Source organism: Marinobacter sp. SS8-8 (genome assembly GCF_030540945.1).
Taxonomy (GTDB): Bacteria; Pseudomonadota; Gammaproteobacteria; order Pseudomonadales; family Oleiphilaceae; genus Marinobacter.
Map to the genome: position 1 here is coordinate 19705 of NZ_JASSVN010000006.1, position 15990 is coordinate 35694.

A 15990-nucleotide genomic window follows, 5' to 3' on the forward strand; every position below is an offset into this window, starting at 1 on the left:
TGCCCATTTTCACACAGCCCTAAAATAGTGAGACGATATGACAGCAGTTACGGATTTCCTGCTTAACCGGTCCTCTGAACCCAGGCTGGAAGCGCCCGCGCCAGACAGGGAAACCCTGAACACGGCCTTTGCCTGCGCCGCCCGCGCTCCGGATCATGCCTTGTTGCGGCCATGGCGTTATCTGGTCGTAGAAGGTGAGGGGCTGAAGGCTCTCGGGGAACTGTTTGCCTCCACCTGTGCCAACAACAGTGACGAGCAGGAAATCGAAAAGCTCCGGCGCGCGCCTCTGCGGGCACCCATGGTCATTGTTGGTATTGCCTCGCCGAGGCCCCACCCCAGAGTCCCGGAAGTGGAGCAGGTGATGTCTGCGGCTGCTGGCATGAGCTTTCTTGGGCTGGCCCTTCAGGATGCCGGTTATGGTGTAATGTGGCGCACCGGTGCTGTCGCCTATCATTCAGCCGTGCATAAAGGGCTGGGGCTGGATGACCATGAGCAGGTTATCGGCTTTCTTTATACGGGGAGTGTCTCCGCTGCAAAGCCTGCCGTTCTCCGGCCCGGGGTGGAGGAGTTCGTCCGTCACTGGCCTTAACGGGTAACAGCGGCTTTCCCCGGCGAGGGTCGGGGAAGCAGTTTGCCGCTTTCGAGGCTCTTCTTCCCCCTTCTCCCGTTCCCGATTTCTCTCACTAACCCTGAGAACCCTGGCGCTTTGTACTATTCAGAGCGTCTTTCAAATTCTGGCATCTACCTTGCTTTAATTCTGTCAGAGAGCACAGCCGGCAAAATCAGGTCGGCGTACTGGTGCGGTTTTCGGGAGGCAACATGGCAATTACGTTCGATAAGGCTTTGGGTATTCATCAATACGCGGTGGAAACGCGGGTCAGGCGTGCCGAAGTTCTGGCAAACAACCTGGCGAACGCTGACACTCCGGGCTTCAAGGCCCGTGATGTGGACTTCCAGGCGATGATGCAGAAGGCCCAGGAGTCCGTCAGCGGCTTCCGGATGGCGAAAACAAACGAGGCTCACATGGATACCTCCCGGTCTGCGTCGGAGAGCGATCTTTTGTATCGGGTGCCATACCAGCCGTCGGTCGACGGTAATACTGTGGATGCCCAGCAGGAGCAGTCACGCTTCATGCGTAACGCCATGGACTTCCAGGCCAGTTTCCAGTTCCTGAACAGCAAGTACAGCGGTTTGACCAAAGCCCTGAAGGGCGAATAAGCCGCAGTCACGGGGTTAGCGAAGGTTAGCGAAGGAGAATTATCATGTCACTGGGCAGCATTTTTGATATCGCCGGTTCCGGTATGACAGCGCAATCGCTGCGGCTGAATACAACCGCGTCCAACATTGCCAATGCCGAAACAGCCAGCTCAAGTACCGGTGAAACCTACCGGGCCAGAAAGCCGGTGTTCTCAGCCATTCAGCAATCACTCCTGAACCCGGGGCAGGGTGGCATGCCGATGGCTGCCGGTCAGGGCCCCGGTGCCGGCGTCAGGGTTGAAGGCATCGTGGAAAGTGACGCTGAGCTTCAGATGCGTTACGAACCCTACCACCCGGCGGCGAATGACGATGGATTTGTCTATTACCCCAATGTGAACGTGGTCGAAGAGATGGCTGACATGATGTCGTCGTCCAGAAGTTTCCAGATGAATGTGGATGTCATGAACACTGCCAAGTCCATGATGCAGCGCATTCTGACTCTTGGTCAGCAGTAACAGGGTGAGGAGCACAACATGACCGCAGTAAATGCAACAGACGCGTCGGATGTTCTGAGCCAATACCAGCTGAAGCAACAGAATGGCGGCCAGGGCACCAGTGAGCTCGGCCGGAATGAGTTCATGGAACTGATGCTGGCACAGCTGAAAAACCAGAACCCGCTGGAACCACAGGACAACGGCGCGTTTATCTCCCAGTTGGCCCAGTTCAGCTCACTGGAGGAGATGCAGAACCTCTCAGGTACGGTTGAAGATGTGGTGGGCCAGTTCCGTTCCACCCAGGCGCTGCAGGCCTCTGCCATGGTCGGCAAAACCGTGCTTGCCCCTTCCCAGGTCGGGATTCTGGGTGCGGATGGTGAGATCAGCGGCACTATTGAAGTGCCGGCATCGACCGGTGGGCTCCGGCTTTCGATCCAGGGACAGAATGGTGAGCTGGTACGACAGATTGATATGGGTAGTAGTCCGGCGGGTGTGACCTCATTCCGCTGGGATGGCCAGGACGGCAACGGCAATCCCTTGCCGCCGGGCTCCTACCGGATTGTAGCCGAGGCTTCCTACCCGGATGGGCCGCAGCAGTTGGGTACGATGGTAAGTGCCAATGTTGACAGCGTGTCCCTGGGTCAGGGCGGCTCCATTACCCTGAATCTCGCAGGCATGGGCTCCATCGCCCTGTCTGATGTAAAACAAATTAACTGATACCGGTGAAACACCAAGAGGTGAGCCATGGGATTTAATACGGGTTTGAGTGGTCTTCGCGCGGCATCGGTGGATCTGGACGTCACCGGTAACAATATTGCCAACGCCAGCACCGTGGGGTTCAAAGGCAGCAAGGCCCAGTTCGGCGATCTTTATGCCAGTGGCTTCCTGAGCGCAGGCACCAACCCGATCGGGGACGGTGTCCGGGTTCAGGGTGTGAAACAGTCCTTCGGACAGGGCAATATCAGCTTCACTGATAACGGCCTGGATATGGCAATTGACGGTGATGGCTTCTTTATTCTGAACAATGGCGGCGAAGTGCGCTACTCCCGGGCCGGCCAGTTTGGAGTAGACAAGGACGGCTTTGTGGTCAACAACCAGGGCATGAAGGTGCAGGGTTATACCGCTGATGGTGATGGCAATTTGTCTGGCGTGCGTGGAGACCTGCAGATTGAGACTGCCAACCTGGCTCCGCGCAGGACCACGAACCTGCAGACCGATGTGAATCTGGATTCCCGTGAATCCTTGCTGGAGCGCAGAGTGAGAGACCTTTCTCTGCAGACCGGCGACTTTGCAGCAGGTGAAACGCTTACTTTTTCCTATTCCGACGGCTCAGCCGATGAGACTGTTCTTATTCCCAGCCCGATAAACTCCGCGGGCCAGATTGCCGATGCTATCTCCGCAGCCTCCGGCGTGAGTGCGTCCGGTATCACAACAGCTGAAATAAACTCGACGGCCAATGGCGCCTCGACCGGCGATACTCTTAACAATACCATTGCGTCTGGTAGCCTGGAGTTCTCGATCAATGGTCAGCCCCTGAATGTAAGCGCTGTGACGACACTCGATGAGCTGGCGAATGTTATTTCCAGCTTCGGTAATAACTCCATCTCAGCCAATGTGGATAGCGGCAATCTTGTGGTCAGGGACAGTTCGGGTGAACCGCTTGACGTTCAGTGGGGAGACGGTAGTAGTACGAACCCGATTGAGAACACCGTTGGAGAGATCGCGGTAAGCACAAATCGCAGTGTGGATACTGTGACCTCTGATGTCGTGGGGTCTCAGTTTGTGGCGACCTACAACAATACGCAACCCACGCGCATTAACGCTTTTAACCCCATTGACCAGCGCACCTACAACCACGCCACATCAACCACCATCTACGACAGCCTGGGTAACGCCCATGAGATGACCCAGTTCTATGTCAAAGAGCCGTCGCCCGGGAATGGTGTTGGCCAGAGTCAGTGGTCTGTTTATCTTCAGGTAGACGGTGAGCCGGTCGGGGGCACGGATCAGACTCCCTATACCGTCATATTCAACCAGGACGGCGAGCTGGCTTCCATCAATGGTGATTCCAATGGTGAGATTGTCGTGACTGACTGGGTTCCCAAGGATCCAAGTGGCGCCCCTAATGGGGCGGATGGCCCTCCTGCAGACCCCGCCTCGGTCGTGAGCCCGATTCCGGAGCCGCCCACCAGCTCCGCGTTCGTTCTGGATCTGAGCGAGGCCACCCAATACGGCGCGGCATTCGGTGTTAATGACCAGCAGCAGAATGGTTATACCACGGGTCGCCTGTCGGGCCTCGATGTGTCGGATGCTGGTGTCATATTCGCCCGGTACACCAACGGACAATCCAATGCGCTTGGTCAGGTGGCGCTCGCCACATTCAGCAACACCGATGGCCTGTCTCCGGTGGGGGATACTTCCTGGGTCGAAACCTTTGAATCAGGCCAGCCTGTCATCGGCGCACCGGACACCGGTACCCTCGGTTCCATTGCGTCAAGCTCTGTCGAGGAATCCAACGTGGATCTGTCTGCTGAACTGGTGAACCTGATCATTGCCCAGCGTAACTACCAGGCCAACGCCAAAACCATCGAAACCTCCAATGCGGTCACCCAGACCATCATCAACCTCCGTTAATTTCGCGAACTTGCGAACGTGGCATGACTCCTGCTTCAAGACTGGAAACAGTCAAAATTCCGGCAGGAGTTTTCCCATGGACAAAGCCCTCTACATCGGTATGTCTGGCGCCAAGCAGAACATGCTGGCCCAGCAAGCCCATGCCAACAATCTGGCGAATGTCAGCACCACCGGCTTCAAGAAGGACTTCTCCCAGGCACGTAGCATGCCTGTCTTTGGGGAATTCCATCCCACCCGGGCCTATGCCATGACAGAACGACCCGGCACAGACCTTTCCGCAGGCGCCCTTATCGATACCGGCCGCAAACTGGATGTGGCGGTTGAAGGTGAAGGGTGGCTTGCCATCCAGAATGATCAGGGCGAAGAGGTGTTTACCCGCAGCGGTAGTCTTCAGATCGATGTGAATGGTCTGGTGCGCCTGGGCACTGGTGAGCTTGTGCTTGGCAATGGTGGACCGGTTGCACTGCCGCCTTTCGACAACGTGCAAATCGGCGCTGATGGCACGATTTCTGTTATTCCTGTTGGCGGCCCGCCGAATCAGTTGGTTGAGGTGGATCGTATGAAGCTGGTCAACCCGCCACCGGATGCTCTGGAGAAGGGCCTCGACGGACATGTGCGCCGCAAACCGGACCAGGCAATCGATGGTCCTGAGCCCCCGGATGCAAACCTCAGAGTGGTCTCGGGGTTTCTTGAGAGCTCCAACGTGAATGCGGTGGAAGAGATGATTTCCAATCTGCAGCTTTCCCGGCAATACGAAATGCAGGTGAAGGTAATGACCACCGCTAACGAGAATTCCGAAGCAACGGCACGGCTGTTGCAGAACCTTTAAGTAACGACCGAACACAGTGGCCTGGCGGGCCTGAAGCGGCAAAAACTGGCCGCCTGATTGCCCCCCCCCCGGTATGGAGTAAGCAGCATGAATCCAGCACTTTGGGTCAGCAAGACCGGTTTGAGCGCACAGGACATCAACATGTCCACCATTTCCAACAACCTGGCCAACGTCAACACCACCGGCTTCAAACGGGACAAGGCGGTCTTCCAGGACCTCCTGTACCAGATCAACCGGCAACCCGGTGGCCTGAGCACCCAGAACTCCGAACTGCCCTCCGGACTGCAACTGGGTACGGGTGTCCGGGTTGTGGGCACGGTCAAGCAGTTCTCCCAGGGCAACCTTCAGATTACCGAGCAGCCGCTGGACATGGCCATTAACGGCCGGGGGTTTCTGCAGATTCTGCTGCCGGATGGCCAGATTGCCTACACCCGGGACGGTCAGTTCCAGCTGAACGTCAACGGCGATGTGGTCAATCCGGACGGGTACCTTCTGGAGCCGGCCATCAATGTTCCCAATAACGCCACCAATATCACCATTGGCACCGACGGCACGGTCACGGCGATAACGGACGACCAGGCAGCGCCGGTGAACGTTGGCCAGATCACCCTGGTGGATTTCATCAATCCCCAGGGGTTGCAGGCCATCGGAAACAACCTGTTCAAGGAAACCATTTCCAGCGGGAACCCCATAGAGGGGCAGGCGGGTCTGCTCGGGCTTGGCACCATTGAACAGGGTTCCCTGGAGGCCTCCAACGTGGAGGTCGTGGAAGAACTGGTGAACATGATTACCACCCAGCGCGCCTACGAGATGAACTCGAAAGTGGTTTCCACAGCGGATCAGATGCTGCAGTTCATTACCAACAACATTGGCTAATGCCGCCAGAGGTGAGGTCGTGAATCCGATGACATCCAGCCGGACAAACCGGGGCGCCAGTACCCTGGCGACCTTAGTGGTACTGATCCTACTACAGGGTTGCACGGCCATGAGCCGGCCCCGGGCGATTCCGGATGACCCCGAGTTTGCACCGGTGCGCCCTCAGGCCATGATGCAGAGGGACAGGGCGTCTGGTTCGATTTACCAGGTCTCCCGAAACTATAACTTTTACGGGGATACCGTCGCGCTCAACGTGGGTGATGTACTGACAGTGACCCTCCAGGAGTCCACCCGTGCCAGCAAGAATGCTGACACCCGTATCATCAAGGATAACGAAATCAAGTTGCCGGAGCCAAACATTCTGGGCAAGAGCAACTTCGGGATCGGCACGTCACTGAACAATGAGCGCGATTTTAAAACCAGGGCCGACGCGGATCAGAGCAACAGCCTTGCTGGCAGCATCACCGTCTCGGTCACTGAAGTGCTGCCCAATGGCGTGTTGCGGATCCGGGGCGAAAAGTGGCTGTCGCTGACCAATGGTGAAGAGTACATCCGTCTGACCGGACTGGTTCGCCCCCGGGATATCCAGCCGGACAATTCCGTTGCCTCAAACCGTATTGCCGATGCCCGTATCGCCTATGGCGGTACCGGTGACTTCGACCAGGCCAACCAGATGGGCTGGCTTGCCCGTTTCTTTAACAGTGAGTGGTGGCTGCTATGAGCGTGCGGCGTTTTCTTGTCTGGATACTTGCCCTGACGGTGGGTGCGGCACCGGTGATGGCGGACCGGCTGAAGGACCTGTCCCGGATCAAAGGGGTAAGGAACAACCAGTTGGTGGGCTACGGACTCGTGGTTGGTCTTGACGGAACCGGCGACAAGGCACCGTTCACCAATCAGACCTTCCGGAACATGATGAACCAGTTCGGTATTACCTTGCCTGAGGGCGTTAACCCGAAACTCACCAATATTGCAGCGGTAACCGTGAGTGCCACATTGCCACCGTTTGCCAAGGCCGGGCAGGAGATAGATATTACGGTTTCCTCCATTGGCAATGCAGACAGCCTGCGCGGCGGCACTTTGCTGATGACTCCGCTGAAGGGCGCTGACAACAAGGTTTATGCCGTGGCCCAGGGCAGCCTGGTGGTTGGCGGCTTCGGTGCCCAGGGGTTGGATGGTTCCAGGATTACCGTGAATATTCCCAGCGTTGGCCGTATCCCGAATGGCGCCACCATCGAGCGTGAGGTCTTGTCGCCGTTTACGGAGGGCGACACCATTACCGTTCATCTCCTGCGACCGGATTTCACGACTGCTCGCCGGGTGGTTGAGGCGGTGAATGATCGTCTGGGCCCGGACATGGCCTATGCCCACGATGCCACCTCGGTTTCCGTGCGTGCGCCGCGGGATCCGTCCCAGCGGGTAAGCTTTCTTTCGATACTTGAAAACATTGAAGTCGACCCGGCCCAGGATGCCGCCAAAGTGGTGATCAACAGCCGGACCGGAACCATCGTGGTCGGCCAGAATGTCAAAGTCAGCCCGGCAGCGGTAACCCACGGCAACCTGACGGTGACCATTCAGGAAAATCCCGCGGTGGTACAGCCTAATCCGTTTGCCGGCGGCGACACAGCCCTTGAGCCCGATACCCAGATTGCAATCACCGAGGAGCCTGCCAGGATGTTCAGGTTTGGTCCGGCTGTCACGCTGAACGAGATTGTTCAGGCGGTGAACCAGGTGGGTGCCGCTCCGGGGGACGTTATGGCGGTACTTGAAGCTCTTAAACAGGCTGGTGCGCTGCGTGCCGAGCTGATTGTTATCTAGGCGGCATGATGCAGGACTATTCGCTTCAGCAGGCCCGGGTATATACCGATTTCAGCGGGCTGAACGCGCTGAAAACGCAGGCCCGGACGGACAAGAGGGCGGCGCTGGAAGAGGTGGCACGCCAGTTCGAGAGCCTGTTCCTTTCTGAGATGCTGAAGTCCATGCGCAAGGCCGGTGACGTGCTTTCCGAAGGTAATTTCCTGAAAAGCAATCAGTCGGATCTGTATCGCGATATGTTTGATAACCAGGTGAGTCTGACCATGGCCGGCGGGCAGGGAACCGGTCTCGCCGAGGCGCTGGTCCGGCAACTGAGCCAACAAATTCCTGGCCTGGACAGTGAAGGCGATAAGCTGGCTGGCCACAAGGCTTCCCTCGCGGATTATGACCGGCGTATGCCGGCGCTTTCGGCAAGCTTGCCCGGGCAGGTTCAGAAAGTCGCTTTGGTGGCGCAAGGGTTTACTGCGGCCCCGGAAAAAAACGTGTCCGAATTGCCGGACCGGTTCGATTCGCCGGGGCATTTCGTGAGTGCCTTGCTTCCGGTAGCGGAGCGAATCAGCCGGGATACCGGCATCGACCCAAAACTGATGGTGGCCCAGGCGGCCCTGGAAACCGGCTGGGGCCGGCATATGATCCGGGGGGAGCAGGGCGAGCCAAGCTTTAACCTCTTTGGTATCAAAGCGGATAGCCGGTGGAAGGGTAATGCCGTTTCCCTCACCACCACAGAATACCGCGAGGGTCTGCCCATGAAAGAGCAGGCCAGTTTCCGGGCCTACCAGGATTATGAATCCAGCTTCCGGGACTATGTTTCGTTCCTCGAATCCAACCCCCGTTACCGGGACGTGCTGTCGGCGGCGGACAGGCCTGAAGTGTTTGCGGAGAAACTCCAGGAAGCCGGCTACGCAACCGACCCGAACTATGGCAGTAAAATCCGCCAGATCATGAGCCGTGATTCACTGATGACGCTGTCCATGGGTAGTGACGGGATGAAGGAGTAAACGTTATGGCAGGGTTGATAGGCATTGGTCTGACCGGCATCCTCAGTAATCAGGCGGCACTGAATACCACGGGTAACAACATCACAAATGCCAACACACCTGGCTACAGCAGACAGGAAGTCCTGTTTGAAACCCAGGAAGGGCAGCGCACCGGAGCCGGGACCATCGGTAGTGGCGTGAATGTTGCCGATATCCGCCGCCTTGCCAATGAATACCTGGTTCAGCAGGTGCGGGAAGACAGCACTCTTTATGGCGAACAGGAAGCCCTCAATTCAGAGCTTTCCCGGCTTGATAACCTGCTCGGTGGTGAATCCACTGGTCTGAACACAGCCCTGAACAACTTTTTTGCCAGCCTCCAGAACGCCGCCGAGGATCCGACATCTTTGCCTCAGCGCCAACTGGTGCTGAGCGAGGCCCAGCAGGTCGTTAACCGGTTCCAGGCGCTGAACCAGGAGTTCATCCAGCAGCGGGAGTCCATCAAGACTCAGATGCAGCAGGGTGTAAAGGACGGCAATACCCTGATCAGGAGCATCGCAGAGCTGAACCTGGCGATATCCGAGTCCCCGGGCATCGCCCAGGGCAGGATGCCCAATGAGTTGCTGGATAAGCGCGACGAAAAACTGCGCCAGCTTTCGGAACTGGTGAATATCAAGGTGACGCCCACCGATGGCAGCCAGGTCAACGTTTCTCTGTCCAACGGTCTGTCCCTGGTCGTGGGCAGTAATGCGGCAACCCTTGGCACTCGGGAAAACGCCGAAGATCCGACCCGTCTGGAATTCACACTTAACAATGGTGGGCGCATTCTGAATATCGATGAGCAGATCACCGGCGGCAAGCTGGGTGGCCTTCTGCGCTTCGACAACGAGGGACTCAAGCCGGCATTTGATGAGCTGGGCCGGATTGCCATTGCATTGTCGGATACAGTGAATCAGCAGCATGAAATCGGCATGGATCTGGAGGGAGACCTTGGCGGGCTGTTCTTCACCGATATCAACTCCATTGAAATCCAGCGCAGCAGGGTAGTGGCCGATGGCAACAACGCCCTGTCCAGTACCGGCCAACTGGCGGTTGAGATTACCGACAGCGCTGCGCTTCCTGCGGGCCGGTGGACTTTGCAGTTCAGTGGCGATGGCCGGAACTTTGAGTTGGTTGATCAGGCCAGTGGAAAAACTGTAAACCAAGGGCGCCTCCCGGACCCCGTCCAGTCTGAAATCAGTATGCCCGGGTTCAACATCCGGGTAGAGGGCGGCACCTTCAACGCCGGCGATAAATACCTGATCCAGCCGAGCCGGAATGCGGCGCAGAGTATAGGTCTCGTAGTAAGTCGTGAAGAGGACCTGGCATTTGCCAGTCCCATTCGGGCAACGTCAGCAGCCAATAATATTGGCACGGGTAAAATCGATCAGGGAGCGATGCTGGACGTTCGAAATCCGTTCACCAATTCCCTGCTGCCCGGTTTTCAGACGTCGGGCGAACTGGCCAATGGCCCGTTGACGGTGTCGTTTACCGTCGGCGGTCCCACGGGCTTGCAGTATGAGGTGACTGAGGCTCCGCCCTCAACGCAGGTAGTTGCGAGCGGAGACTACGACCCACAGCAGGTCAACACGCTTTTTGAGGAAAATCCTGCCATAGCAGGTGCGCTTTACCAGGGTTTTCAGTTCCGGATGACCGGGGAGCCTGCAGTTGGTGATACCTTTACCATCGGGTACAACTCCAATGGCGTTTCCGATAACCGCAATGCCGGGCTTCTCGCGGCTTTGGGTACGGCCAATACGCTGAATGGCGGCAGTCAGAGTTTCTCCGAGGGCTATGCCGGCCTGGTAGAGGATATTGGCGTGAAAACCCGCCAGAGCCAGTTGGATGTGGATGCCGGTAAAACCCTGCTTGAGCAGTCGACCAACCAGCGGGAATCGGTCTCCGGTGTCAACCTGGATGAAGAAGCCGGCCGACTGATCCAGTACCAGGCAGCATACAATGCCTCCGCCCAGGTGATGTCGGTGGCTCAGGACCTGTTCAATACCCTGTTACAGAGTTTCCGGTAACGGTTGAGGTGATGTGACATGATCAGAATTTCATCACAACAGATTTTTTCCGGCGGCATCAACCGCCTTCAGGAGCTTAATACCAGTCTGAACAACACCCAGCAGCAGATCGCTACTGGCAAACGGGTGAATAAGCCCTCAGATGATCCGGTGGCGGCCGCCCGGATTCTGAGGCTGGATCAGGAATTGTCGCGGGTCGAGACCTATCAGCGCAATGTCGACCTGGCAGATAATCGCCTGAAGCAGGAGGAGAGCGCGCTGGAAAGCTCTATTGACGTTATCCAGCGCATCCGTGAATTGACGGTGCAGGCCGGCAACGGGTCGTTGTCAGCCAACGACAGGCGTTCCATTTCCTCAGAGCTGGAGGAGCGTCTGGGGCAATTGGCAAACATCGCCAATACCCGGGACGCTTCGGGTGAATACATCTTCAGTGGATTTCAGGGGGCGGTGAAAGCGTTTGAGCAAAATGAATTTGGCAACTGGATCTATCAGGGCGATGAAGGGCAACGGATTCTGGAGATTGACGACGGCATTACCGTTCCCATAAGCGACAATGGCAAGGATATCTTCGTAAGAGTTCCCGCGGCTGTTACTGGTGAACATAGCACTGTGAATACGCCGGCTGCATCTATTTCTGGAGTCAGTCTGGTTAACGAAGCGGATCTTGCTGCGGCATATTCCGGATCGTTTCCGGATGATATTTCGGTAGAGGTCATCGACCCCGGCGCGGGGAATCCTCCCGAGCTGAGAGCGTTTGATAGCCAGGGTAACGCTTTACCCGTTGATCCGGTTCTTTACGAGAGCGGGGAGCCTTTTACCGTGGCGGGTGTTGAGGCAACCATTGCTGATGCCGTTCCGGGCGCCGGCGATGTTTTCACGCTCAAGATCAACGAAAAACAGTCAGTATTCGGTACCATCGAAAACCTGATTGCCGGCCTCAATAGCATCGACAAGAGCAGCCCGGGCGGGCGGGCCGCCTACGATGACCTGATCGCCAATTCCCTGATCAATCTCGACAACGCCCAGGAAAGCATCATTCTCAAGCAGACGGAACTGGGCGGGCGGATGAATGCAGTGGAGTCTACCAAGACGTTCCTTGAGGATTCGTCGGTCTATAGCAACGAAATCCGCTCCCGGTTGCAGGATGTCGACTACGCCGAAGCAATCAGTAACCTGAGTTTCCAGAGCTTTGTGCTTCAGGCGGCTCAGCAGTCTTTTGCGCAGGTTTCGCGGCTGTCCCTGTTTGACCGGTTGTAAAGACCTGAAGCTGCGGGCAGATCTGTCCGTTGGCTTATTGCTTTCGCGGTATAGCTCAGTATAATCCCCAACACTCTCCGATGGCGGCGTGGTGAAATTGGTAGACACGACGGATTCAAAATCCGTTGGGGTAAAACCCGTGGCGGTTCGAGTCCGCCCGCCGCTACCATTTGAGTGTATCCTGACGTAACCAGACATAGAAAAACCACTCTATATCAGGCTTTTAGGCCTAGAATCAGCTAACCACACATAACCTGGCGTCACCGCTTTGACACTGTTTATTAGCGTGTATACTCCGGTTCGGGTATACACGGAGGAACACATGAAGCGCTCGCAGATCAGACGCAGGCCGCTGGCGGATAGTGTTCTGTCTTCGGCATCGATAACCTGATGCAGCGTAACGCGCCCGCGACTTCTGATCGTTCTTGACGGCGCTTTTCCTCCAGAAAGCCGGCACTGGGATCGGGGGTGCCCATCCAGAACACAGACCCGCGCCCCTCTGGAGAGAGCATTCCGGCAAAGCTCGCGGAATCGTTAACCGTCGTTGAGGAAGTCGGCGATCTCCTGGTAGGTCTCGGCGCAGGCATCGGGAACCAGCGCTTCCAGATTCAGGTAAGCGTGGATCATGCCCTCGAAATGCCGGTGCCGACAGGGCGCACCGGTCTCGTTCAGCCGTTCAACATAGGCCAGCGCCTCGTCACGCAACGGGCAGTAGCCGGCGCTGATCACCAGGGTCTCGGGCAGGCGGTTACTCACCGGCATGAACAGGGGCGAAGCGGCGCGGCGGTCCTCACTGTGTTGGAAGTAGTGCCGGAAATACCACTCAATGCGCTCTGCTTCCAGCAGATAGCCCTGGCCGTTTTCGCGGATCGACGGCCGGGTCAGGGTGTAATCCAGGCTGGGGTAGATCAGCACCTGTTTTTCTACCGGCAGTAACGCTTCGTTTTGCGCCAGGGCACTGATGGTGGCGGCGAAAGTGCCGCCGCCGGAATCGCCGGCCAGGGCCAACCGACGGCTGTAGCGCCGCTCTTCGGCGTCCAGAGTCGCCCAGATGTGCCGCGCCGCGCTGTGGCAGTCTTCCAGGCCGAGCGGGTAGGGCGCCTCTGGCGCGAGGCGGTACTCCACCGACGCCACCAGCCAGCCGCTGGCTTGCGCCAAGCGGCGACAGATCGGGTCGTACACCGCCACATCGCCGGCCATGTGCCCGCCGCCGTGGAAGAACAAACACACCGGGGTGTCCTGGTCCGGGGCCGGGTCATAGAGCCGCGCCGGCACCGGCGTTTCGCCGCATTCCACCTTGGCGTCGCCGACCCAGGGAAGGGTCGGTCCGGTGCTGACCAGATTGTCGGTCATGGCGGCCATGCTTTCGCGTACGCTGGCCGGCGTGGCTTCCACGCCGGCGGCTTTCTGATTCGCCACCAATTCGTTGAGGCGTGCCAGCCAGGTTTGTAATTGAGCGTTCAGCATTGAAACAGCACCAGAGCATCGCCGGCGCAGATCATCCGGCCGTCTTCACCGGTGCACAGGGTATCCAGATTGACCAGTGCTTTATCGCCGCGCAGATGGGTGATGGTTACCGTGGCGGTGAGGGTTTCATCAATCCGCGCGTCGTTCTCGAAACGCATATGTTGTTTCAGGTAGTTGGTGCCATGGCCGGGCAATTTTTCGCCCAGCAGGTAAGAGAACAGGCCGGCGATCAGAGGCTCGGGCACATGCTCGGGGTGTTCGTCGACATCGGCGATGTGGCACCACTCGCCGATGTCGTCGGCGCTGAAACATCGCTTCACGGTGGCTTGCTCTTCCAGGCGCAGCGCCTTGAATCGGGGCAGGGAGCCATTCATCACGCCACCTCCTGACTGAGTTTGAGGCGGCAGGTGCCTTGCAGGCAGCGGTTGCCGTCTTTCTTGAGCACCTCGGTGGTCAGGTGCACGATGCCATCCACCGGCTGACTCTTGGTTTCCAGAACCACCATCAGCGGTTCGTCGGCGTAGGCCGGTGCCGGGAACTTCAGGTCCTGGACGTCTAGCCGGGCGTCGGGAAAAAACTCGTTGATCAGCCCGCACACGGTGCTGAACAGCAGCATGCCATGGGAGACGGTGGCGCCGAAGCGGGTGCTGGCGGCGTAGTCCGGGTCCACGTGGATCGGATTGTGGTCGCCGCTGATGCGCGCGAAGCGGTCGAAATCCGCCTGGCTGAGCACCAGGTCCCGTTCCATGCGCGCGCCTTTATTGTTTGGCATGATCACGCAACTCCTGTTTGGTGACTTTACCCAGGGCGTTGCGGGGCAGGGCTTCGACCTGTTCGAACACCTTGGGGACTTTGTAGCCGGCCAGTTGCTCGCGGCAAAACACGCGTAGCGCTTCCGGGTCCGGGGCGTCCTGATCCGCGTGGACGCCGTAATACGCTTTGCCGACTTCGCCCCAGCGTTCGTCGGCCATGCCCACCACCGCCACTTCGGTGATCGCCGGGTGTTGTTCCAGCACTTTTTCCACTTCCGCCGGGTAGACGTTCTCGCCGCCGGAGATGTACATGTCCTTGGATCGGTCGACGATGAAATACTGGCCGTCTTCGTCGCAGCGGGCCACGTCACCGCTGTGCAACCAGCCGTCCGCGCGGATCGCGTCGGCGGTGGCGTCCGGGCGATTCCAGTAGCCCGGGGTAATGTTGGGACCGCGAATCAACAGCTCGCCGGCCTCGCCTTGGGGTACATCCCGACCGTCGTGGTCGACAATGCGTACTTCGGTGAGCAATTGCGGGCGGCCCACCGAACCGATTTTGTCGAGCACTTTGTCCTCGTCGAGCAGGAACACCGTGGGTCCGGTTTCCGTCATGCCCATGCCGGTGCGCACGCGAATGCCCTGGTCCACGTACTGTTGCGCCACCGGCAGTGACAGCGGCGCACCGCCGCAACCCCAGGAGCGCACCTGGCGCAAACGGTCGCCGCTGAAGTGCGGGTGATCGAGCAACGCCTGGTAAACCGCCGGCACCCCGAAAAAGATGGTTGCTCTTTCTTCCAACACTTGCAGTGCCTGATCCGGATCAAAGGCGCGCGCCACCAATACGCTGCCGCCGACCATGAACACCGCCGACGAATACAGATTGATGCCGGCGGTGTGGAACAACGGCAGCACGTTCAGGAGCACATCGTCGCCGTTGAGGTTTACCGCCAGACCAATATTGAGATAGTTGGCCAGCATCATGCGGAAAGTCTGGACCACGCCTTTGGGGCGACCGGTGGTGCCGGAGGTGTAGAGCAGATACCAGGGCGTGTCCGGGTCCTTGTCCGGGTGCGCGCTCAGGTCCGGTGCGGTGTCGGCGAGGTCGGCCTGGTAGTCGTGCGGGGCGCCGTCGGCGCCCTGTTTGGCCGGTTCCAAGGCCACCAGGGTGAGCGGCCCGCAACGTTGTTGAAGTTGATCGGCGGCGTCGGCGAATTCGGCGCCGAAGATCAGGGCGCCGGGCTCACAGTCTTCCACCAGGGTTTCCAGTTCCGGCACCGCCAGACGCCAGTTCAGCGGGACCAGAATCAAGCCGGCCTTGGCGCAGCCGAACAGCATGGCGAAGAACTCGGCGCGGCTGTGGCCCAGATAGGCGAGCCGGTCGCCCTCGCTGAGCCCCCAGTGATCGCGCGCCGCGGCGGCCAGCCGCGCGGCGCGTTCGTTGAATTGGCGGTAGTTGTAGCGTTCGCCGCTTTCCAGGTCCTCCAACGCCGGCCGCTCCGGCGTTACCCGGGCCCGGTGGGCGAGCAAGTCGAACATTTCCATATTTTCTCCCGAGCTGTAGGAGCTTGCCTTGCAAGCGAAAGGGTGAACTTGCTTACCCGGCAGGATGCCAGAGACCTTGTTGGTGGCACT

Annotated in this window: 16 protein-coding genes and 1 tRNA gene; 13 read left to right on the top strand and 4 right to left on the bottom strand. The window is 58.4% G+C overall.

The window, feature by feature from the left end; all coding sequences use genetic code 11:
* Nucleotides 1–37 precede the first annotated feature (37 nt).
* The 13 genes from QPL96_RS07940 (at nt 38) to QPL96_RS08000 (ending at nt 12308) form a co-directional block, all read left to right on the top strand.
* On the top strand, nt 38–589 hold the full coding sequence (locus QPL96_RS07940) for a nitroreductase (protein ID WP_303286851.1): 552 nt from the start codon (nt 38–40) through the stop codon (nt 587–589).
* Nucleotides 590–819: 230 nt separating this feature from the next.
* Nucleotides 820–1218 (top strand): flagellar basal body rod protein FlgB, encoded by a 399-nt coding sequence (flgB, locus tag QPL96_RS07945; protein WP_303286852.1) that lies wholly within the window; start codon nt 820–822, stop codon nt 1216–1218.
* Between the two features lie 44 nt (nt 1219–1262).
* Nucleotides 1263–1712, top strand: coding sequence for a flagellar basal body rod protein FlgC (flgC, locus tag QPL96_RS07950; RefSeq protein WP_303286853.1), 450 nt, complete (start codon nt 1263–1265; stop codon nt 1710–1712).
* An 18-nt stretch (nt 1713–1730) separates the two neighbouring features.
* A complete protein-coding gene (locus tag QPL96_RS07955) occupies nt 1731–2408 on the top strand; it encodes a flagellar hook assembly protein FlgD (RefSeq protein ID WP_303286854.1) in 678 nt (225 codons plus the stop codon).
* A gap of 27 nt (nt 2409–2435) precedes the next feature.
* On the top strand, nt 2436–4325 hold the full coding sequence (locus QPL96_RS07960; protein WP_053115007.1) for a flagellar hook protein FlgE: 1890 nt from the start codon (nt 2436–2438) through the stop codon (nt 4323–4325).
* Between the two features lie 76 nt (nt 4326–4401).
* The gene (locus QPL96_RS07965; RefSeq protein WP_053115008.1) at nt 4402–5154 is read left to right on the top strand and encodes a flagellar basal body rod protein FlgF; all 753 of its coding nucleotides are present in this window, start codon (nt 4402–4404) and stop codon (nt 5152–5154) included.
* An 87-nt stretch (nt 5155–5241) separates the two neighbouring features.
* Nucleotides 5242–6030, top strand: a complete 789-nt coding sequence (gene flgG / locus QPL96_RS07970) for a flagellar basal-body rod protein FlgG (protein WP_011784616.1) — start codon at nt 5242–5244, stop codon at nt 6028–6030.
* Nucleotides 6031–6058: 28 nt separating this feature from the next.
* Nucleotides 6059–6751 (top strand): flagellar basal body L-ring protein FlgH, encoded by a 693-nt coding sequence (gene flgH / locus QPL96_RS07975; protein WP_011784617.1) that lies wholly within the window; start codon nt 6059–6061, stop codon nt 6749–6751.
* On the top strand, nt 6748–7845 hold the full coding sequence (locus tag QPL96_RS07980) for a flagellar basal body P-ring protein FlgI (RefSeq protein WP_053115009.1): 1098 nt from the start codon (nt 6748–6750) through the stop codon (nt 7843–7845). Before flgH ends, QPL96_RS07980 begins: the two co-directional genes overlap by 4 nt.
* Nucleotides 7846–7853: 8 nt before the next feature.
* The gene (flgJ, locus tag QPL96_RS07985) at nt 7854–8840 is read left to right on the top strand and encodes a flagellar assembly peptidoglycan hydrolase FlgJ (protein WP_303286855.1); all 987 of its coding nucleotides are present in this window, start codon (nt 7854–7856) and stop codon (nt 8838–8840) included.
* 5 nt (nt 8841–8845) lie between these two features.
* Nucleotides 8846–10882, top strand: coding sequence for a flagellar hook-associated protein FlgK (gene flgK / locus QPL96_RS07990; RefSeq protein WP_303286856.1), 2037 nt, complete (start codon nt 8846–8848; stop codon nt 10880–10882).
* A gap of 18 nt (nt 10883–10900) precedes the next feature.
* Nucleotides 10901–12139, top strand: a complete 1239-nt coding sequence (gene flgL / locus QPL96_RS07995) for a flagellar hook-associated protein FlgL (protein WP_303286857.1) — start codon at nt 10901–10903, stop codon at nt 12137–12139.
* Between the two features lie 82 nt (nt 12140–12221).
* A tRNA-Leu gene (locus tag QPL96_RS08000) sits at nt 12222–12308 on the top strand.
* Nucleotides 12309–12673: 365 nt separating this feature from the next.
* On the opposite strand, the gene QPL96_RS08005 is transcribed toward QPL96_RS08000, so the two are convergent.
* From QPL96_RS08005 to QPL96_RS08020, 4 genes are read right to left on the bottom strand one after another with little or no spacing between them, the layout of a single operon-like run.
* On the bottom strand, nt 12674–13606 hold the full coding sequence (locus QPL96_RS08005; RefSeq protein ID WP_303286858.1) for an alpha/beta hydrolase: 933 nt from the start codon (nt 13604–13606) through the stop codon (nt 12674–12676).
* A complete protein-coding gene (locus QPL96_RS08010) occupies nt 13600–13980 on the bottom strand; it encodes a hypothetical protein (protein ID WP_303286859.1) in 381 nt (126 codons plus the stop codon). Before QPL96_RS08010 ends, QPL96_RS08005 begins: the two co-directional genes overlap by 7 nt.
* Nucleotides 13980–14378: a MaoC family dehydratase gene (locus QPL96_RS08015; protein ID WP_303286860.1), complete on the bottom strand. Its 399-nt coding sequence runs from the start codon at nt 14376–14378 to the stop codon at nt 13980–13982. The genes QPL96_RS08010 and QPL96_RS08015 overlap by 1 nt, the downstream gene beginning before the upstream one ends.
* On the bottom strand, nt 14365–15900 hold the full coding sequence (locus QPL96_RS08020; RefSeq protein ID WP_303286861.1) for a long-chain fatty acid--CoA ligase: 1536 nt from the start codon (nt 15898–15900) through the stop codon (nt 14365–14367). Before QPL96_RS08020 ends, QPL96_RS08015 begins: the two co-directional genes overlap by 14 nt.
* Nucleotides 15901–15990 lie beyond the last annotated feature (90 nt).